This is a genomic window from Salinisphaera sp. S4-8, from assembly GCF_040361235.1.
In the GTDB taxonomy this organism is placed as follows: Bacteria; Pseudomonadota; Gammaproteobacteria; order Nevskiales; family Salinisphaeraceae; genus Salinisphaera.
In genome coordinates, this window is the sequence record NZ_APNF01000003.1 from 83,538 (window position 1) to 103,694 (window position 20,157).

A 20,157-nucleotide genomic window follows, 5' to 3' on the forward strand; every position below is an offset into this window, starting at 1 on the left:
GGGGGCTTCGCGGCCCCCTTTCTCGTGCGCATCGAATCAATCATGAGCGCGATCCACCCCACGCTACCCACCCGTCACGACGGCGAAACGCCGGCCCGCCCGCTATGGCTGCTGGCGGAGCTGACCTATGCCTGCCCGCTGCAATGCCCCTACTGCAGCAATCCGACGGAGATGGCACAGATCGGGCGCGAGATTTCACTGAAGACTGGAAGCGCGTGCTGCGCCAGGCGCGTGGCATGGGCGCGGCCCAGCTCGGGCTATCTGGTGGCGAGCCGCTGGTGCGACAGGATCTGGAAGAAATCGTGGCCGAAGCCCGCCATCTCGGCTACTACAGCAACCTGATCACCTCTGGCATCGGCATGGACGATGCACGCGTGCAACGCCTCGCCGAGGCCGGGCTGGATCATATCCAGATCAGCTTCCAGGCCAGCAATGCCGAGCTGAACAACTTTCTCGGCGGCAGCGACAGCTTCGAGAAGAAGAAGGACATGGCCCAGGCGATCAAGCGTCACGGCTATCCGATGGTGCTCAATATCGTGCTGCACCGAAAGAACATCGACGATATCGAAGAAATCATCGCCATGGCCGAAGCGCTCGACGCCGACTACGTGGAACTGGCCAACACCCAATACTACGGCTGGGCCTGGCACAACCGCGATGCGCTCATGCCCACCCGCGAACAACTCGCCCATGCCGAGCGCGTGACCACGGCGTATCGCGAACGCGGCGGCGCAATGAAACTCTATTTTGTCGTGCCCGACTACTACGAAGACCGCCCCAAGGCCTGCATGAGCGGCTGGGGCGATATCTTTCTCACTGTTGCCCCCGACGGCGCCGCCCTGCCCTGCCATGCCGCGCGCCAGCTACCCGGCCTGGAATTCCCGAACGTGGTCGACCACGACATCGACTGGATTTGGGGCGAATCCCCCGCCTTCAATCATTTCCGCGGCTACGACTGGATGAAGGAGCCCTGTCGCAGCTGTTCGGAAAAAACCAGGGACTACGGCGGCTGTCGCTGCCAAGCCTATATGCTCACCGGCGATATGTACGCCACCGATCCAGTGTGTGCGAAATCGCCCCAGCACCATCTCGTAACCGATGCGGTCGAGCGCGCGAACGAACAGCCGGTCCAAGCCCCCGCGGCCCAGCCGATCGTGTTTCGCAATCCCAAGAATTCCAAGCGGCTGCACCGGCAAAACGGCCCGAATTAAGCGTTGCCAGCTACCAGATAGCGTGAACAGCAGGGCAGCGGCCGATCCACAATCCACAAACCCTGTCAGCTGTTATAAATTCCGGACCCTGGGTGTGGCCAGGTGCAATGAGATTCTTCTTTCAGTTAGATTGCGAGGGCCTTGATCGCGACACCGCCTCTTCCTGCAGCCAGGCGGCTAAACGACGCGGGGCTAACCCAGAGTCAGGTTTTTGCACCAAATGAAAGCTGCGGCTCGAACGCACGCGGTAAGCGCTCATGGTTGCCAAGCGTCCTTGATCGACTAGATCGCTCACCAGCGGATCAAGACCGATGCCAACGCCCGCCCCACTGGCCGTTAACTCGTACAACACAAGGGGATCGACCGGACGCATCTGAACGACGTGCGGGTCCAGCCGATACGCGGCAAGCCACTCCCGCCAGAACTCCGGTCGATGGTCGGGATCGAGCAGCACATGCTTCAACACGTCCGAAGGCACTGAAGGCCCCTGAATCCGGGCCGGGCCCCACACGGGCGAAACATGAATAGGGAGAAGCGGCGGTTCGGGCATCGCATCGTCCCGGGCCAGGCGGATTGCTAAATCCAGGTCCTGATCATCCAGCCGTTCGAGCGACGTTGAAGCGATGATGTCCACTTCAATCTCGGGATGCATCGCTGAAAAGCGATGCAGTCGGGGCAACAGCCAACGGTTCGCGAAGGCTGGAATCGTGGTCAGTCTGACAATGTGTCGGCGTTCTTTCGAAATGCCCGCATGCGCCACGTGCAATAGCTTAAGCGCAGGCACTATCTTGGCGTGGTAGGACTCGCCAGCGGGCGTGAGCACCAGCCCTCGGGGACGACGCTCGAACAGACTGATACCCAAATCGGCTTCCAGCCGAGCGATACGCCGGCTCAGCGCAGGAACCGATAGATGCAATTCTTCGCTGGCAGCCGCAAGACTGCCCAGACGCACGACGCTGATGAATGCATCAAGCGACTGAATTGGAGGGAGTCCGCGCACTTGCACAAAGTAAAAGGCAGTGTCGCTTTTAGCAATTGTGCCAACGCTGGAAGCTCGTAATCTGGAAAACCTCAAACAAATGCTGCGAACAGCAAAGGTTGACGAGCCATGTCGAAAGCCACACCCCCATCAACGCGTGAGGAAGACCTCTCGACCTCACCCGGCCCCAAACCCTATCCCGACGCCGGCTCGGCTGATCGACCACATCGCGGCGTGGTCGTTACCGGCGAAAACGGCGCGGAGGGCCCGAAAGCGTTCTATATCCATATCGAGGCCAAACCGGGCAAAGAAGACGAGGTGCTTCAAATGCTGGAGGACATCTACGGTTGCGTGCTGGATGAACCCGGTACGGGGCCGTGGTACGGCGTGCGTTATTCGCCGACGACATTTGGCATCTTCGAAGCGTTTCCGGACATTACCGGGCGCGACGCGCACGTGGCCGGCGGTGGCGGCGATATTTTCCGCGACAATGAACGAATGAACGAGATCCTTGCATACCCCGCGCATGTTTATCGCGTGGATATCCTGTTCAGCAAAAGAGTCTTTGCATAGCAATAAAAGCCACACTCACGACGTGCGCCAACACCCCTGTGCTGCGCAGGTCGGAAAGCGAGGTTCAGCCAGCCGCCGTGCGGACGTTATAGCGACAGAACTCCGCCACCACTGATCTTCGGGCGCTACGTCTGATCGAACACGATCCAGCCGTGCGACGCCGCCAGCTTCAGGAACGTGTGCACATCGGCCGTCACATCGGCCCCGTCGAATGCGGCCGATAGATCATTGCAGATCGCTTGCACTGAGCGCTGGCCGTCGCAGCGTTGCAATATTTCGGCGGCGCTGTCGTTGAGAGTGATCATGCCTTCCGGGTAGAGCAGCACGTGGCAGTCCTGGGCCGGCTCGAACTGCAGGCGGTGGCCGCGTGCGATACGGGGCACGGCGTTGGCGCTGATCGTTTCCGGCGTGCTCATCGGCTCGGCTCCGGGCAGCTGTGATACGGCGGCATGTCTTCGACATAGGCCATCCACATGGCGTCGAGCATGCTCCAGAGCACGTCCAGCTTGAACTGCAGAATGTTCAATGCGTGTTCCTGCTGGCCGCGGGTGACGAAATGGTCCAGCGTGACCCGCAGGCCGTGTTCCACGTCGCGCCGGGCTTCGGACAGGCGTTTGCGGAAATAGCTCAGCCCGGCATCGTCGATCCAGGGGTAGTGATCGGGCCAGCCGGTCAGGCGCTGCTGATGGATTTCCGGGGCGAACAGTTCGGTGAGCGAGGAGCAGGCCGCTTCCTGCCAGGTGGCCCGCCGGGCGAAGTTCACATAGGCATCGACCGCGAAACGTACGCCGGGCAACAGGTCGGTCAGATTCTGTACGCGCTGACGATCCAGGCCAGTGGCTTCCGCCAGCATCAGCCAGGCTTCGATGCCGCCGGTTTCGCCCGGCGCGCCGTCGTGGTCGATGATGCGCTGGACCCAGAGCTGGCGTGCAGCCGGGTCCGGGCAGTTGGCAAGCACGTTGGCATCCTTGATGGGGATGCACACCTGATAGTAGTAGCGGTTGAGCACCCAGCCGCGGATCTGCGCCGGTGTGCAGCGGCCTTCGTGCATCATCCGGTGATAAGGATGATGAATGTGATAGCGCGCACCGAGTGCCCGCAGGCGGGCTTCGAACTCGTCGCGCGGCCAGGCTTCGCGCTCGTCAATCGCAACACTCACAGTTCCAGCTCCATGCCGTCATAAGCCACTTCCACGCCCGCGTCTTCGACCGTGGCGCGCTCGGGCGAATCCGGATCGAGAATCGGATTGGTGTTGTTGATATGAATGAGCACCCGACGCTTGTCGGGGAAATTCGCCAGCCAGGCCAGCATGCCGTTCTCGCCGGACTGCGGCAGATGGCCCATGGCGGCGGCGGGCTTTTTGCCCACGCCCTGGTCGATCATCTCGGTTTCGGTGAAGAAAGTACCGTCGACGAGCAGGCAGTCGGATTCGCGGGCGATCGCGGCGATGTGATCGTCCGGCGCGCCGAGGCCGGGGGCATAGAACAGCGTGCCGCCGCTGGCGTCGTCGGTGACCAGCAAGCCGATGTTGTCGCCCGGGTGCGGGTCGCCCCGATGCGGCGAATACGGCGGCGCAGCCGAGGACAGTTCGACTGCACGAAACGACAGCCCGGGCACGCCATCGATCGCAAAGCTTTCGGCGGCGGTATCGATCTCGTGCCAGTCCACGCCGCAGTAATGTGAAAGCACGTTGAACAGCGGCAGGCCGGTGGTCAGGTCTTCGTAGACGGGGCGCGTTGACCAGACGGGCAGCGTGTCGCCCTCGCGCAGGATGATCAGCCCGGTCGCGTGATCGATCTGGCTGTCCATAAGCAGCACCGCGCCGATGCCGGTGCCGCGCGTTTCCGGCGCTGGGCGTAATGCCGGAAAATCGAGTATCTGCTGGCGCACGTCGGGCGAAGCATTGACCAGCAGCCAGTGCTCGTAGTCCGCGCTGACCGCGATCGACGACTGGGTGCGAGCCTGGGCACGGGTCGTGCCCTCGTGGAGCTGGCGGTTGAGCCCGACATTCGTGTTCCACTGCGGAAAGCCGCCACCGGCGGCCGATCCGAGTACGCGTACATACATGACGTCATCCTGGGACAGTTTCGACCGGGCGAATCAGGCAGGAGTCGTGCCAGCTGCAACCGGCGTGCTATACGCCCCCAATAACGCAGCGATCGCCAGCTTCAGCGCCTGGCCGATGGCGCAATCGCGTGTTTTTTCATCTTGCGATAGAGCGTGTTGCGGCTGGTGGCGAGCTGGGCCGCGGTTCGCGACACATTCCAGCCGTTGTCTTCCAGCGCAGCCAGCAACGCCTCGCGCTCGGCGCTGGCGAGCGGGTTGTCCGGCCGGCCGGCAACGGCTTCGTCCGCGTTGTCAGCCGCAGCCGCGCGCTCGCCTGCCTCGAGGATTTCCGCGGGCAGATCGCCCCGGCGCACGAAATCCTGCTCGCACAGCGCGAGCGCGGTGCGCATGACATTGCGCATCTGGCGGATATTGCCGGGCCAGTCGTAGCCGAGCAGCGCCGCCATGGCGTCTTCGGCGATCCGGATCGCTGTCGTGCCGTCGTGTTCGCTGGCGATGACCGAGCGCAGCAGGGCCGCGCGATCGGCGCGTTCACGTACCGCCGGCAACGTGAGCGTGATCCCGTCGAGCCGGTAGTAGAGATCGGCGCGAAAATCACCGGCGGCCACCTTCGCGCCCAGGTCGGCATGGGTGGCCGAAATCACGTTCAGATCGAGCGCGATGGGCGTATCGCCGCCCAGCGGCACCACCTCGCGTTCTTCGAGCACGCGCAGCAAACGGGTTTGCAGGGCCAGCGGCATATCGCCGATTTCATCGAGAAACAGCGTGCCGCCCGAGGACTGCAAAATCTTGCCGCGCATGCCTTCGCGGCTGGCGCCGGTAAACGCGCCCGGTTTATAGCCGAACAGCTCGGCTTCGATCAGGCTTTCCGGGATCGCGGCACAATTGACGGCCACGAATGGCTGGGCGGCACGCGCGCTGGCCTCGTGGAGGGCACGCGCGAATACCTCCTTGCCGGTCCCGGTTTCGCCGCGCAGCATGATCGCGATCCGCCGGTCGACCACGCGTTCGGCACAGCGCACGTTTTCTGCCATGCGGCGATCGCCACCGGCGAATTCCGCCAGTGTTGGTCGGCGGCTTCGAGCGCGTGCGGGGATATGCAGACTGCGTGGCGCGCCCAAGGCCGGCGTGCGTGCCGGAGCGACCACGCGGGCATAGTAGCGGCGTCCGCGTGAGCGATCGTGCAGCGGCCAGACCGTCTGGCCGGATGCCGCGCCATCCAGCGCGTGTGAGTCGATATCGAAGAGTTGTTCGATCGCCTGACCGACGAGTCCAGCGCGTGTGTCCATCCCCAGTTGCAGCGCGGCGTTGTCGTCGGCGGCGACGATACAGCCCTGCTCGTCCAGGGCGATGAGCCCGTCGTGGATCAGGCCCACGAATTCAGGCCGGCCATGAAAACGCAGTATCCGCGATGCGCGATGGGCATTCACGAACAGCGTCTTCTCGATCAGCCGCGCCGACATGCTCACCAGCGCGACCGTATGCATCTGACCGGCGCGCGTGCCTTCGCATTGCACCGACGAGGCATCGAGCACGGCCAGCAGCTCGCCGCCCGCATCACGAATCGGCGCGGCCGAACAGCTCAGCCCCGAGTGGCGGACCGCGAAATGGTCGGCGCAGTGGATGACTACCGGTCGTTGTTCGACGATGCAGGTGCCGATGCCATTGGTGCCCTGGCGCCACTCGCTCCAGTTGGCGCCGTCCCACAGCCCGGCCGCGCGAAAATCCGAGCGTAGGGCCGATTCCATATGGTTGTACAGAATCACGCCCTGGGCATCGGTGAGCATGAGCGCATAGCCGGAACCGGCGATCTGGGCGGCGAGGTTGCCCATTTCGTGGCTGGCGATCGAGACCACCTCGCCGAGCTGATCGCGGTGGGCGCTCAACTGGCTGCGCGAGACCACATCGAGTTCGATACGGGCCGGGTCGAGCCGGTAGTCGCGAATACAGCGGTTCCAAGATCCCGTGACGAGATCGGCCGAATCGCCATGCGCTATCGCCGCCGACGGATGCGTCGCCAGATCGACCATCGCTACTCCTCGCAGACACCGTGTCCTGCACACGCCGTCGAATTCATATCGCCCGCTTTTGGCTGCGGGTCTGACTCGGTTCTAGCAGGTTCGCCTGGCGCAGACAAGCCGCTGTCACGGGCCCGACACATCCTGCAACACCGCTGTACCGAAAACGTGACAGTCGCGGCGGCGCGGTGTGGCCAATGCCGCGCGCAAGTCGTTGATTCGGCGATAGGCCGTGTATGGCCTGAATCTTGCGGTTGGGGCAGTGGTGTCGTCGTCTACCGCGACGAACGCAATCAAAACAAATGCGCCGCGCATGCCGCCGGCGCGATTAAATCAATGGAGGAGAAACCAATGTGTGCAGTCGCCGCATCCGAAGTCTCGCTTGAACCCAGCGTCCGGGAATTCATCGACAGTCCACGCAAGATGCTCATCGACGGCCAGTGGGTGGCCTGCGAGTCGGGCGAGACCTTCGATGTCTACAACCCGTCCAACGATCAGGTCATCGCCCAGGCGCAATCGGCCACCAAGGTGGATGTCGACAAGGCCGTGAAGGCCGCGCGTCGTGCCTTCGACGACGGCCCGTGGACGCGCATGGCACCCGCCGAACGCCAACGCATCGTCTGGAAGATCGGCGATCTGATCATGGATTATCAGGAAGAGCTGGCCCAGCTCGAATCGCTGGACAACGGCAAGCCGATTTCCATAGCCCGTGCTGCCGACGTGCCGCTGGCTGCGGAGATGTTTCGCTACATGGCCGGCTGGGCGACCAAGCTCAACGGCGAAATGATTACCCCCACCGTGCCCTATGCGCCCGGTGCCGAATGGCATGCCTATACCCGGCGCGAACCGGTGGGCGTGTGCGGCCAGATCATCCCCTGGAACTTCCCGCTGCTCATGGCTGCCTGGAAACTAGCCCCGGCGCTGGCTACCGGCAATACCATCGTCATGAAGCTCGCCGAGGAAACCCCGCTGTCGGGGCTCAAGCTCGCCGAGATCATGCAGGAAGCCGGTGTGCCGGACGGCGTGGTCAACATCATCACCGGCTTCGGCGAAGAAGCCGGCGCGCCGATCGCCGCCCATCCCATGGTCGACAAGATCGCCTTTACCGGCTCCACCGAAGTGGGCCGGCTGATCGTCGATGCCGCCAAGGGCAACCTCAAGAAGGTATCGCTGGAGCTGGGCGGCAAGTCGCCGAACATCGTGCTCGACGACGCCGATCTGGAAAAAGCCATTCCGGGTGCGGCCAATGCGATCTTCTTCAACCACGGCCAGTGCTGTGCCGCCGGTTCGCGGCTGTTCGTGCATGAAAAGGTCTACGACCAGGTGGTCGAAGGCGTGGCCGAATTCGCCCGCAACATCAAGCTCGGCCCGGGCCTCGACCCCGAAACGCAGATGGGCCCGCTGGTATCGCGTACCCAGTTCGACCGGGTAACCGGCTATCTGGAATCCGGCAAGAGCCAGGGCGCGAAAGCCGCGGCGGGCGGCGAACGCGGCGACGGCGATGGCTATTTCGTCAAGCCGACCGTGCTTACCGATGTATCCGACGATATGAAAGTCGTCCAGGAAGAGATCTTCGGGCCGGTGGTCACGGCGACGAAGTTCTCCGATTTCGACCGCGACCTGGTCAATCGGGCCAACGACACCGTGTTCGGCCTGGCCTCGGGTATCTGGAGTCAGGATATCGGCCGCGCGCACAAGCTGGCATCCCGACTGCGGGCCGGCACCGTCTGGGTCAACTGCTACAACATCTTCGACGCGGCGTTGCCGTTCGGCGGTTACAAGCAGTCCGGCTGGGGCCGCGAAATGGGCGCCCAGGTGCTCAACAACTACACCGAAACCAAGACCGTGACGGTGTCGTTGTAACCAGGCACACGGCCGCCGCGCCCCCTCGGCGGCTGTGCACCCGAAGCCGGCTGCGCCCCCTGCAGCCGGCTTTTCTTTTCAGGTTGATGTATGTATGAAACCCAGTTGTCCGCGCGCACCAAGCAGGTTGGCCGCAAATTAACGCGAATACACGCGAATAAGGCAGAAGACAAAACGCTCGGCGCTAAAGGGGCGCCAAAGCCAGCCCGCTGACGAAGCACGCTGTGTGTGCAGTTCCGTCATCGACCGTGAGATGGCTTCGTTCTTAAGACGAACCGCAGATTACACAGATGAAAAAGCGCGCCACCTGACAGCCAACGACCGTGATTGACCGTCTTCGATCTGCGTGATATGCGTCGATCTGCGGACCTTTTCCCCTGGCCACTGTCACCCGAGCCAGGTAGGCAGTAGCCAGCACCGCGATCGCCCACTATGGCGAAATAAGAAAATCTGCGTAATCTGCGCAATCTGCGGATAAATGGCTTCCAGGTTATCTATGAAACGCAGCGTGCTTGTCTCGAGCAAGCAGGTTGGCGGCCAGCAAAAGCCCGACCGCTCGAAGGCCGAAGAGCTTGTGTCTACGCCGCAGGCCGAACGTTGCACATAATCAAGAGTTTTCTTTTGCCGCCGCCGGGTTGGCGCACCCGGAGCGGTATTCGATTACGCTATCGTAGAGCCCAATGCGTACTCGAATGCGTCAGGAGTTTGCCATGCCCAAGCAGCCAATCCGGGTTCTGCTCGTCGACGATCATGCCGTCGTACGCGCCGGCTATGCGCGTCTGCTCAAGCTGGCCGGCGATATCGAAGTGGCCGGCGAGGCCGACAGCGGCGAACGCGCCTATGCCCTGTGTCGCGAGGGTAAATTCGACGTGATCGTCATGGATCTGTCGCTGCCCGGCATGAGCGGGATCGAAACCACGCGGCGGATCTGCAGCCGCCACCCCGGCACACGCGTGCTGGTGTTTTCGGTGCACGAAGAAGCCATCTTCGTACGCCGCGCACTGGCCGCGGGGGCGACCGGCTATATCGGCAAACGCGCGGTCGCAGATGTACTGATCGAGGGCGTACGCGAGGTCGCACTGGGGCATCAATACCTCGACGCGAACCTCGTGGACGCCGAGCCGTCCGCGCAAGATCCGGCCAATCCGCTGGCCTGCCTGTCGTCGCGCGAGTTCGAAATCTTCCGGCTGCTGGCCTCGGGCGCGAGCGTGAACGACATTGCCGAAGAACTGTTCGTCAGCCCCAAGACCGTGGCCAACCATGCTTCGCGCCTGCGCGCGAAACTCGGCGTCGGCGGCACGGCCGACCTGACCCGACTGGCGATACGCACTGGTGTCGTCGCACTCTAGCGCCCACCAAAGCGCAGGCGAGGCCCGCGCGGCGCGTACACGTCTGCGCCTACGTCAGCGGCTGATGATCGCGGTCACGCTGCTACTGGCCCTGGTACTCGGTGCGGCTGCCTGGCTTGCGATACACAACGCCCGCGATGCCATTGCCGAAGAAATGCAGGCCAGCGTGACCCTTGCGGCCGATCTGGTCGAAAACAGTATTCGCAGTGACGGCGAAGCCCTGGCCGCGGCACGCCGGCTGGCCGGCATCGGCCATCTGCGCCATTTGTGCCTGTCGCTGGTCGCACGCGACAACCGTTCGGCACCACCCTGCGAGCCGGTAGCAAACGCCAGCGCGCCGCGCTGGTTTGCGGCGTTGACGCGCCCTGCCACATTGCCCGAGCGGCGGCTCGCGGTCGCGCCCGACTATGCCGTGCGCATCCTGGCCGACCCGGACGACGAAATTACCGAGGCTTGGCAGGACACACGCGGCCTGCTGGCGCTGCTCATCGTGTTCTATCTGGCCACGATCGCCGTGGTCTATCGCCTGTTCGGACGCGCACTGGTACCGGTACGGCGTATCGATGCCGCGCTCGCACGTATCGAACATGGCGACTATGCGATCCGGTTGCCGCGCTTTGCCCTGCCCGAGTTCGACGGCATCGCCGCCCAGTTCAATCACATGGCCGCCACCCTCGATGCCGCGCAGAAGGAAAACCGGCGCCTGCGCGAACACTCGCTGCGTATTCAGGAAGACGAACGCCACCGAATCGCACGCGAACTGCACGACGAACTCGGCCAGAGCCTGACCGCGATTCGCGCAGATGCGGCCGGCATTCTCGCCCGCGGCGACAAACTGCCCGCGGGCGTGGCCGAAGCCGCCGAGGTCATCTCCCAGGTCGCCGGGCGCATCTACGACCAGACGCGGCTGATGATGCGTCGCCTGCGCCCGCCGGGGCTCGACGAACTGGGCCTGGATGCAGCCCTCGAAGACCACATCGCCAACCGCCAGCGCAGCCATCCCGGCGTCGCACTCTCCTACAACGGCGACGAACAGCTGGCCGGCATCGCCACGCCGATTGCCATCCACATCTTTCGTCTGATCCAGGAGGCGCTCACCAATGCCCTGCGCCACGGCGCGCCTACCCGAATCGATATCGACCTCGCGCTCAGCGGCCATACCGTGCACGTGGACATACGCGACGATGGCCACGGGTTCGATGTCAACGGCTATCGCCCCGGGCTGGGGCTGTCCGGCATGGCCGAACGTATCGATCTGCTCGGCGGTCATCTGCATATCGACAGCCGCCGCGGCCACGGCACCCATATCCATGCCGAAATCCCGCATTCGCGCAGCTGATACGCCGTCTGTGGCTTCTGTCCTCGAACAAGGAAGATTGTCCGCGAATGAACGCCAATAAACGCCAATGGACGACGGTTCGCGTGGGCGGCCGTTCACGACTGCGGGCTTCGTTGCGCGGTAGCCATCTATAAATTTCAGCGTGCGGCCTGATGCGGTGCACTTGCCCCAGGGCCTGCCTGCGCTCATTTGCGGACAAGATGCTTGTCTCGGTCCGGCTCGCGGCGCCGCGCCGACGCGTAAACAGGACGTCGCCTTCAAGAAAGAAAACGTTCCGCGAATGCACGCCAATGAACGCGAATCGACGACGGTTTGCTCGGGCGGCAGTTCACGAATGCGGGCGTACTTGCGCTGTAACCATCCATAGATTTCAGCGTACGGCCTGAAGCGGTGCACATGCCTCGGGGCGTGCCTGCCTTCATTCGCGTTTCTTCGCGTTCATTTGCGGACTGGATACTTGCCTGGCCTTGACTCGTGGCCGGCGCCTACGCGAATACACCTCACACGCCGAACAAGCGCCCTTCAAGCGATCCGTCTTCTGCCTTATTTGCGTATCTTCGCGTTCATTCGCGGACAGGACGCCCACCTGAACGCGGCCGGCTGAGTCGTCGGCATCATCAATAAGTCGGAGCCATCCCGTGCCCGACCAAAATTGGGAAGATTTCCCATTGAGCGCCGGACACCGCCGGGCAAGACTCGAACAAGAAAAAAAGAACAAACGGGGGAGTCATGGATTATCGACAAGGGCTGGGCCTGACGCTGGGCACGGCGTGTCTGCTGGCCGGGCAAGCCACACCCGCGCAGACACTCGAACTGCGCGGCATCGACGTCATCGGCGCCACACCGTTCGCCGGCAGCGAGGTCGATGCCGAGCGCTATCCGGCCAACGTGCAACATGCGGACAGCCAGGAAATCGAGCGCGCCGAGACGCTCAATCTCAACCAGTACCTGCAACAGGAGCTGGGCAGCGTCCACGTCAACGACGCCACCAACAACCCGTTTCAGCCGGATTTGAACTATCGCGGCTATACCGCCTCGCCGCTGCTCGGCCTGCCGCAGGGGCTGTCGATCTATCAGGACGGCGTACGTATCAACGAGCCCTTTGGCGATACCGTCAACTGGGATCTGATTCCGCAGGTGGCCATCGATTCCATCGATCTCATCCCGGGCGCCAATCCGTTGTTCGGCCAGAACACCCTTGGCGGCGCGCTGTCGGTAAAAACGAAGACCGGCTTCACCTACGAAGGCGCCGAGGCCGAAGTCTTCGGCGGCGACTTTGGCCGCTTCGGCGGCCATGTACAGGCCGGTGGCAACAACGGCACCGATGCCTGGTATTTCGCTGCCCAGGGCATGTCCGAAAACGGCTGGCGCGATTTTTCCGATTCCGACGTGGCCCAGCTGTTTACCCAGTTTTCCACGCTCACCGACCACGGCACGCTGGATTTCTCGATCACTGCGGCCGACAACAGCCTGCGCGGCAACGGCGCCATCCCGGCCGAACTCGCCGAGGCCGAGGGCCGCGATGCCGTATTCACCTATCCGGACGAAACCAAGCCCGAAATGGTGATGTTCAACCTGCGCGGCACACGCGACTACAGCGACGATTTCACCCTCGCCTGGGGCGCCTATTATCGGCGCAACGAAATCGACACCTTCAACGGCGACGGCTCCGAATTCGAAGACTGCGAAGACGCGGCCAACGGCGGGCTGTTGTGCGAAGAAGCCGAAGACGGCGGCGACGAGGAAGTGGTCTTCGATGCCGACGGCAACCCCGTGCTGGCCAGCGATGCGGTGATCGGCGGCACCGAAAACAGCTCGCGCACCAAGGAAAACGGCTTCGGGCTGAACCTGCAGGGCCGCCAGAACGGCGTGCTCGGCGGCGAGCTGATCGTGGGCACCAGCCTCGACTATGCGAGCAGTGATTTCTACCAGCAGACCGAACTGGCCAGCCTCACCGAGGACCGCGGCACGGTGGGCAGCGGCATTCTCTCCGGCGAATCGCTGACCGGCGTGTCGGCCCACAACAGCACCGCCAGCCTGTTCTTTCTGCAACGCGTGCCGATTACCGACGCACTCGAAGGCACGCTTGCCGGGCGTTACAACCGCACCGCTATCTCCCTGCACGACACCTCCCCCGAGGTGGAAGGCGCCGACGATGACGACGACACCAGCCTGTCCGGCGATCACGAATTCAAGCGTCTGAATCTGGCCGGCGGGCTGACCTGGCAGATCAACGACGCACTCACGAGCTTCGCAAGCGTATCGCAGTCCTCGCGTGCGCCCACCCCGGTGGAACTCACCTGTGCCAACCCGGACGCGCCCTGTCGTCTGCCCAACGGCTTCGTCGACGACCCGCCGCTCGAGCAGGTGGTGACCACCAGCTATGAACTGGGCCTGCGCGGTGGCGGTAACGATCTGCAGTGGCATGCCTCGGTATTTCGGTCCGACAATCAGGACGACATCCTGTTCATTGCCGCCGAAAGCCGTTTCGAAGGCTATTTCGACAACGTCGGCGAAACCCGGCGCCAGGGCATCGAACTGGGCCTGGACTGGGCCTTTGCCGAACGCTGGCGGCTATCGGCGAACTACACCTATCTCAACGCCGAGTTCCGCGATTCGTTCACCACCAATTCGCCCAACCACCCGATGGCCGACGAAAACGCCGCCCCCGGCGAAGACCCGACCCAGCAGGTCGAACCCGGCGATCGTATTCCGCTCATTCCGGAACATCTGTTCAACGTCGGTATCGACTGGGCACCCACCAGCCGCCTGCGCGTGGGCATGGATGTGGTCGGCAATGGCGATCAGATCTATCGCGGCGACGAGTCCAACACCGACAGCGAAAAGATCGACGGCTATGCCATCGTCAACGCCAATGCCGCGTTCCAGCTCACCGACCGAATCACCACATTCGTGCGGGTGAACAACGTGCTGGATTCCGACTACGAGACATTCGGCCTCTACGGCGAAGCCGACGAAGTACTCGAAGGCGATCGCTACGACGACGCCACGCGTTTCATCGGCCCCGGCGCACCGCGGGGCATCTGGGGCGGCGTGCGCATCGAACTCTGAGCGCCAATCGACCCGAACTCGACCGATCTCCTCCGGCAGGCGGTCTGTCGGCACCGACGTTATCCGAGGTGCCGGCGGGCTGCCTGTTTTTTATAACGCACCGACCCGTGCCCCGCTTTTCTTTTTCAATGGCTTAGCGGTGGCTAGCTACGATGCGCGTGCCTGCGCCGACGCGGGCTCAAGCGCCTGCCCATTTATTGCCATACCGGGTCAATAAGCAGGCTTACAGCCGGCCTGCTGGCCGTTATGCGCAGCCCGCGACCCCATACCCGAGCGTACTCAATCCGATACGACCCGGTTTGATAATGTTAAAACCCAATTGCGAATCATTATCATTTGTATTACGTTAACACGATAAGCGTTGTCGACGATCGGCGCGCCGGGGGATGGCGTGGTACGCAGCAATGACTGGGCCTACCCGGCAAGTGCCGGTTGACACGCAACATCTGGCTACATCAATGAAAAAGGGAAACGATGATCCATTCAGGGGGAATTGGTCGGCCGCGTCGGCGTGCCGGCTGGCTGGGCAGCACGGCCATGCTAGTGGTGTTGAGCTATAGCGTACTCACGGGGCACAACGCCCATGCCCAATCCAAAACGGCAAGTCCGGATGACGCGGTGCTGCTGCTCGACGCCGACGACGAACTCGACGAGATCACGGTCACCTCCGCTTCGGCCTCGGGCTACGCGGTCGATCCGCAGAACGCGCCGGCCAGTATTTCGGTCGTCGATGGCCAGGCGCTGGAGGACAAGTCGTATCGCGATATCCAGCAGGCGCTCCAGGACGTGCCCGGCCTATATCTCGACGAAGGCCCCACCGGCAAGGGCGGCACCGGCGAAATCTCGCTGCGCGGGCTGGACCCGAAATACACCCTGCTACTGGTCGACGGCGTGCCCCAGGGCTCGCGCCAGGCGTATTACAACGGCTATGGGTCGGGCGCGGAGTACAGCTGGCTGCCGCCGGTATCGGCGATCGAGCGTATCGAAGTCATTCGCGGGCCGATGTCCACGATCTACGGCTCGGACGCGCTTGGCGGTGTGGTCAATGTGATCACCAAACCGGTCGCAGACGAATGGAACGGTACCATCACCGCCGACACCCTCGTCCAGGAAGACTCGAAATCCGGCAATCGCCAACAGGGCGATTTCAGCGTCAGCGGGCCGTTGATCGACGACACGCTCTCGCTACGCCTTAACGGCAATATCCTGCAGCGCGAGGAAGATGCGATCGAAAACGGCTATGCCGGCTATCTTCGCCGCAATCTCGATGCCGGGCTGGATTGGGCCATTGACGCGCGCCAGCGGCTGAGCCTGGAAGCCGGCACCGGCCGCCAGGATACCGATGCCAACGCCGAGCTAACCGGCGCTGATCGCGAGCTGCGTACCGAACGCGAACGCCAGACCCTGCGCCACAGCATCGCGTGGACCGACCGCATCACCACCCGCAGCTATATCCAGCACACCGAGCTCGAACAGAACGATTCGAGCTATCAGTCCACTTACGAACGCATCACGGCCAACACCCAGACCGTCGTGCCGCTGGACCGGCAACTGCTCACCGTCGGCACGCAATACCGCAAGCAGCGCAGCGAAAACCCCGACCGCGGCCTGGGCGCTTCCGACCTCGAACGCTATGAAATCGCGCCGTTCATCGAACACGAATGGTTTATCACCGACACCTTCGCGCTGACTACGGGTCTGCGCTATGTCTACGACGAAAACTATGGCGACGAGCTGGTGCCGCGCCTCTACGGTGTGTACAGCCTCACCCCGCAGCTCACGCTCAAGGGCGGCGTGAGCGAAGGCTATCGCACCCCCGATCTCAAGGAAGGCGATTCCAGCTGGATCGAAGGCGGCGGCGGGCCGCGCTGCCCGGGCTGTCGCGATGTCGGCAACTCCGACCTGGAACCGGAAAAGAGCACGACCTACGAAGCCAGCCTGTACTGGCAATCCGAACAGGGCGGGCTTGCCTCGAGCCTGACGGTGTTTCATACCGACTTCGAAAACAAGATCCAGAAACCCATCGTCTGCGATACCCGTGCGGGCGATGCGGCCTGCCCGTTCGCCGGCGAGGATTACACCGCGCTTTATCAGTACAGCAATGTCGACAAGGCCAAGATCGACGGCGTGGAATTCACCCTGGAAACACCGATCACCCAGACGCTGAGCGCCTCGTCCAGCTACACCTATACGAAAAGCGAACAGGAAACCGGTACCAATGCCGGCCTGCCGTTGAGCGACCAGCCCAAACACCGGGCTACCCTCGGCCTGGATTGGGACGTTACCGTGGCCACCCGGCTATGGTCCCAGGCCCGCTATAAAAGCCATACCGAACAGGTCGCCAGCCGCCGCGGGCTGAGCATCAGTTACCCGAGCTATACGCTCGTCGATGCCGGCATCCGCCATCGGCTCACCGACGAGCTGGATATCTACGGCGGCATCTACAACCTGCTCGACAAGCAGATCGCCCCGGAAAACTACGGTCGCCTGCTCGACGGCCGGCGCTTCAACCTGGGCGCGCGGTTGTCGTTCTAGAAACGGCCGCGAACCGGCGGCCGGCGATGACAGGCGATGGCTCGAAATGCGACACCCGGTCAGTGGGATCGGGTGTCGCGACACGCGCCCCGCTCGGCATCTGTCCGTACCGCCGACCTATACACGACATCGGGTTACTACGAATCAACCTTGCTTAGCGTGCCCTGAGCGACCGCAACAAGCCGCTCCTGGCCATCGTCGACTACATACACCTCGGCCTGACATACGGCCTGGCGTTTGCCTGACGCCAAGACGCTTGCCCGTGCGACAAGCTGTTCGCCGATGGCGGGCCGCACGTAATTGATCTTGTATTCGGACGTCACCACATCGGTCAATACCGATCCGCCCACGAAGGCAAGACTGTTATCGGCGATATAGCTAATCACCCCGCCGTGGACAAACCCGTGCTGCTGCTTCAGGGCATCGCGGATGTGCAGAATCAGTTCCGCTTCGCCGGGCTCGAACCTTGTCAGTTCTGCGCCAAGCAACACACTGAAGGGCTGCTGCGCCAGTATGCGTCGACCGTAGTCGAACAGCTCGGTCATGATCATCCTCCGGGTCGATTTATGGACTGCCCCGGCCTGCGTGAATTCGGCCGACACGGCTCACTTGCGAGTGCGACCGGATTTGGGTTGCGACAGCCACATCGTGATATCGGCATGCAGCACGACCTGGTCGTCGCGATCGTGCACATCGACACCCACCACGTAATCGCCCTCGGCTGCCGACGCCTCGGGCGGATAGGCTCGCGCGACCAGATCGGTCTTGGCGATCGCGCGATATTCGACGGTCATGCCCTTGGGAATCCAGCGATAGGCGGGCGTGACCGTGGCATCGGTCATCAGCCCGCCGGCGAGTTCCGCCATATTGCACATCGCGATCGCGTGTACCGACCCGATATGATTGGTCACCGCTCGGCGCTTGCGGATACCGACTTCGCAGCGTCCAGCTTCAAGTACATGCACTCGAGGCTTGATCGACGCGAAATAGGGCGCCTGCCAACACACCAGGCGCGTGAACAACCAATGGCCACCGGGCCGGTTTTCCAACCGTTGCCATAACTTCAGAACCCTGGACTGACTGGCCATTACCTGTGCCTCGCGGTTGCGCCGTGATTACGAATGCCACGACAACTAGAATATAATTCTAGAATATTATTCTAATATGCCCAAGACAAGCCCCCAGTCCCGCTTAGACGCGCCCCAATCGAGCCGCGACAAACTGCTCGCCAGCGCGATCGCCTGTTTCGACGAAAACGGCCTGAGCGGCATGACCATCGAACAGATCCGCCGCCGCGCGAACAGCAGTATCGGTTCGCTCTACCACCACTTCGGCAATCGCGACGGATTGATCGCTGCGCTGTTTCTGCAGCTGCTCGACGAACAGATGGCCTGGTCGCAGCCCGCGCTCGAACAGGCCGCCACGCCATATGACGTGGTGGATGCGCTTATTCGCGGCTATCTGGATTGGGTCGGCCATCACCCGCGCGAAGCGCGGTTCATGTACGCCGCGCGCAGCGAGGTCGCCGCCGGCGCGAACGCTGCCGCGCTCAAGGAAAAGAACAAACAACGCTTCGGCCACCTGATGGGCCTGCTCAAGGCCGGCGTTGAGTCCGGCGAGGTCCGCTCGCTGCCGCGCGAGACCTATGCCTCGCTTCTCGTGGGCGCGAGCGAAAATTACTGCCGGGCCTGGCTTGCCGGCCGCGTGAGCGGCGAACCGGTCACGCATGCCAGCGTCTTCGTCGATGCGGCCTGGCGTTCGATCAGCGTATCGCCAGCGGATTGATCACGGGCGCCATAACCATCCGCGAATGCAGGCAAACGCTTGATTATGCAAACCGTGGCGCATGCGGCGTGAACATCAGCCAGCCGGCCTTCGCGCGACCTGTCTTTCGCCTTGGTGGCGTGTCTTCGCGTTCATTGGCGGACAGTCTGCTTGCTTGCGCACAGCCGACTGCGTTGCGTACCGGCCGCGCACCCATAAAAAATCAAGATTATTCCCCGAAAACACTCCATTTTCGTTCTTCGGGACCGATAATAGAGCGTCGCTCGTATGCCCTACCCCTGAGAACCCGATCGATGAACAGCAACGACGCCCGAGCCCTGGCCAACAAACGGCTCGTCAATATCCATGAATACGACAGCGCACTCGTGCTCAATGGCGTGATCTGCCTAGGCCTGAGTATCGCCACGCTGCACGCCGAGCCGGCAAGCGGCGTGCTGTTTGGCACAATTGCCGTGCTGTCGTTCGCAGCTCGACACCGTCTCCGGCGCTTCGCGCAACGTCTAACGCACGACCTGGCCAGCCTCGCCGACCCCGATGGCCATACGGCACTGTTTGCGCGCTGTCGCACGAGCGTCTGGCGTATCGTCACAGCACGCGGTTAATCACGCGCCTGCGGCCGCGCCGACCGCGCTTGGCTTTTTCCGGCGCGGCGGCTGGCGTGCCGGTATGCGTTGACGTGCGTATCGGGCGAACGCGCGCTCGACCTGGCTTTTTCGGTCTATCGATGCTCGGTCAGTAGACGCGCATGATCTCGCCGTTATCCACACCGAGTACGCTTTTCTTGTAGGCAAGCGCGACACGCTCACCCGGCACCGTCGTGAAACCGGGAAAGAATTCGCCGTATTTGGCTTCGGATTCGTGTAACAGGCCGGGGCTGACCGCGTTGAGACGTTGGCCCGATGTCAGACCGGCGGCCGCCGAGCGTACGAATGCCGTTACGCCGCCGTTGGCCATGGCCGCCGACGTGCCGTGACGGATCGGCTGATCCATCATGATGCCGGCTGTCAGCGTGAAGCTGGCGCCCGTATTGAGATAGTGTTGACCGATCAACACCAGGTTGACCTGCCCCAGCAGTTTGCTTGCCACGGCTGTGGCATTACGCTGCGGCGTCAACGCGTCGATGGTATGAAATTCGGCGCCGCCGGCCGTACAGATCACCCCGTCGAGCGGGCCGACCGACTCATAGAACGCCGTGATCGAGTCCGGCTGCGTGATATCCACGGCGTAATCGGCATCGTTGCGCCCGCCGCTGATGATATCCGCATGACCGCTCAACGCCGCGCGTACGCAGCCGCCGATCGTGCCGTTCGCACCAATGATTGCAATTCGCATAACCGTTCTCGCGATAGGAATTCGGCGCGAAGCA

The 20,157-nt window shown here is 62.8% G+C and carries 16 protein-coding genes and 1 pseudogene; 9 read left to right on the top strand and 8 right to left on the bottom strand.

Annotation, left to right across the window (positions count from 1 at the left end; genetic code table 11):
• Positions 1 to 42 precede the first annotated feature (42 nt).
• Positions 43 to 1,211: pseudogene (gene pqqE / locus S4A8_RS05460) on the top strand (pyrroloquinoline quinone biosynthesis protein PqqE).
• Between the two features lie 121 nt (positions 1,212 to 1,332).
• Here pqqE and S4A8_RS05465 read toward each other — a convergent pair.
• Complete coding sequence (locus S4A8_RS05465) at positions 1,333 to 2,217, bottom strand: LysR family transcriptional regulator (RefSeq protein WP_353219363.1); 885 nt, start codon at positions 2,215 to 2,217, stop codon at positions 1,333 to 1,335.
• A 102-nt stretch (positions 2,218 to 2,319) separates the two neighbouring features.
• On the opposite strand from S4A8_RS05465, the gene S4A8_RS05470 reads away from it, so the two are divergent.
• The gene (locus S4A8_RS05470) at positions 2,320 to 2,763 is read left to right on the top strand and encodes a putative quinol monooxygenase (protein ID WP_353219364.1); all 444 of its coding nucleotides are present in this window, start codon (positions 2,320 to 2,322) and stop codon (positions 2,761 to 2,763) included.
• Positions 2,764 to 2,888: 125 nt separating this feature from the next.
• Here S4A8_RS05470 and pqqD read toward each other — a convergent pair whose 3' ends face one another.
• The 4 genes from pqqD to S4A8_RS05490 all read right to left on the bottom strand — a co-directional run bounded on the left by pqqD (position 2,889) and on the right by S4A8_RS05490 (position 6,860).
• Complete coding sequence (gene pqqD, locus S4A8_RS05475; protein WP_353219365.1) at positions 2,889 to 3,179, bottom strand: pyrroloquinoline quinone biosynthesis peptide chaperone PqqD; 291 nt, start codon at positions 3,177 to 3,179, stop codon at positions 2,889 to 2,891.
• Positions 3,176 to 3,922, bottom strand: a complete 747-nt coding sequence (gene pqqC / locus S4A8_RS05480; RefSeq protein WP_353219366.1) for a pyrroloquinoline-quinone synthase PqqC — start codon at positions 3,920 to 3,922, stop codon at positions 3,176 to 3,178. Before pqqC ends, pqqD begins: the two co-directional genes overlap by 4 nt.
• Positions 3,919 to 4,830 (bottom strand): pyrroloquinoline quinone biosynthesis protein PqqB, encoded by a 912-nt coding sequence (gene pqqB / locus S4A8_RS05485; RefSeq protein ID WP_353219367.1) that lies wholly within the window; start codon positions 4,828 to 4,830, stop codon positions 3,919 to 3,921. The genes pqqC and pqqB overlap by 4 nt, the downstream gene beginning before the upstream one ends.
• A 101-nt stretch (positions 4,831 to 4,931) precedes the next feature.
• Complete coding sequence (locus S4A8_RS05490) at positions 4,932 to 6,860, bottom strand: sigma-54-dependent Fis family transcriptional regulator (RefSeq protein ID WP_353219368.1); 1,929 nt, start codon at positions 6,858 to 6,860, stop codon at positions 4,932 to 4,934.
• 339 nt (positions 6,861 to 7,199) lie between these two features.
• Between S4A8_RS05490 and S4A8_RS05495 the strand changes: the two genes are divergently transcribed.
• The 5 genes from S4A8_RS05495 to S4A8_RS05515 all read left to right on the top strand — a co-directional run bounded on the left by S4A8_RS05495 (position 7,200) and on the right by S4A8_RS05515 (position 17,006).
• Complete coding sequence (locus S4A8_RS05495) at positions 7,200 to 8,711, top strand: aldehyde dehydrogenase family protein (RefSeq protein WP_353178980.1); 1,512 nt, start codon at positions 7,200 to 7,202, stop codon at positions 8,709 to 8,711.
• Between the two features lie 710 nt (positions 8,712 to 9,421).
• The gene (locus tag S4A8_RS05500) at positions 9,422 to 10,060 is read left to right on the top strand and encodes a response regulator (RefSeq protein ID WP_353178982.1); all 639 of its coding nucleotides are present in this window, start codon (positions 9,422 to 9,424) and stop codon (positions 10,058 to 10,060) included.
• The gene (locus tag S4A8_RS05505) at positions 10,044 to 11,399 is read left to right on the top strand and encodes a histidine kinase (RefSeq protein ID WP_353219369.1); all 1,356 of its coding nucleotides are present in this window, start codon (positions 10,044 to 10,046) and stop codon (positions 11,397 to 11,399) included. Before S4A8_RS05500 ends, S4A8_RS05505 begins: the two co-directional genes overlap by 17 nt.
• A 729-nt stretch (positions 11,400 to 12,128) precedes the next feature.
• Entirely contained in the window at positions 12,129 to 14,471 is a 2,343-nt protein-coding gene (locus tag S4A8_RS05510) for a TonB-dependent receptor (protein ID WP_353219370.1), read from the top strand.
• Between the two features lie 474 nt (positions 14,472 to 14,945).
• The gene (locus S4A8_RS05515) at positions 14,946 to 17,006 is read left to right on the top strand and encodes a TonB-dependent receptor domain-containing protein (RefSeq protein ID WP_353219371.1); all 2,061 of its coding nucleotides are present in this window, start codon (positions 14,946 to 14,948) and stop codon (positions 17,004 to 17,006) included.
• A 137-nt stretch (positions 17,007 to 17,143) separates the two neighbouring features.
• On the opposite strand, the gene S4A8_RS05520 is transcribed toward S4A8_RS05515, so the two are convergent.
• Both S4A8_RS05520 and S4A8_RS05525 read right to left on the bottom strand, forming a co-directional pair.
• Positions 17,144 to 17,551 (bottom strand): PaaI family thioesterase, encoded by a 408-nt coding sequence (locus S4A8_RS05520; RefSeq protein ID WP_353219372.1) that lies wholly within the window; start codon positions 17,549 to 17,551, stop codon positions 17,144 to 17,146.
• Positions 17,552 to 17,611: 60 nt separating this feature from the next.
• Entirely contained in the window at positions 17,612 to 18,094 is a 483-nt protein-coding gene (locus S4A8_RS05525; RefSeq protein ID WP_353219373.1) for a hotdog fold domain-containing protein, read from the bottom strand.
• Between the two features lie 76 nt (positions 18,095 to 18,170).
• Between S4A8_RS05525 and S4A8_RS05530 the strand changes: the two genes are divergently transcribed.
• Together S4A8_RS05530 and S4A8_RS05535 are read left to right on the top strand one after the other, a co-directional pair.
• The gene (locus tag S4A8_RS05530) at positions 18,171 to 18,791 is read left to right on the top strand and encodes a TetR/AcrR family transcriptional regulator (protein ID WP_353219374.1); all 621 of its coding nucleotides are present in this window, start codon (positions 18,171 to 18,173) and stop codon (positions 18,789 to 18,791) included.
• A gap of 293 nt (positions 18,792 to 19,084) precedes the next feature.
• Positions 19,085 to 19,393: a hypothetical protein gene (locus S4A8_RS05535; RefSeq protein ID WP_353178994.1), complete on the top strand. Its 309-nt coding sequence runs from the start codon at positions 19,085 to 19,087 to the stop codon at positions 19,391 to 19,393.
• A 130-nt stretch (positions 19,394 to 19,523) separates the two neighbouring features.
• Here the strand turns inward: S4A8_RS05535 and S4A8_RS05540 are convergent, their stop codons facing one another.
• The gene (locus S4A8_RS05540; protein ID WP_353219375.1) at positions 19,524 to 20,123 is read right to left on the bottom strand and encodes a short chain dehydrogenase; all 600 of its coding nucleotides are present in this window, start codon (positions 20,121 to 20,123) and stop codon (positions 19,524 to 19,526) included.
• Between the last annotated feature and the right edge of the window lie 34 nt (positions 20,124 to 20,157).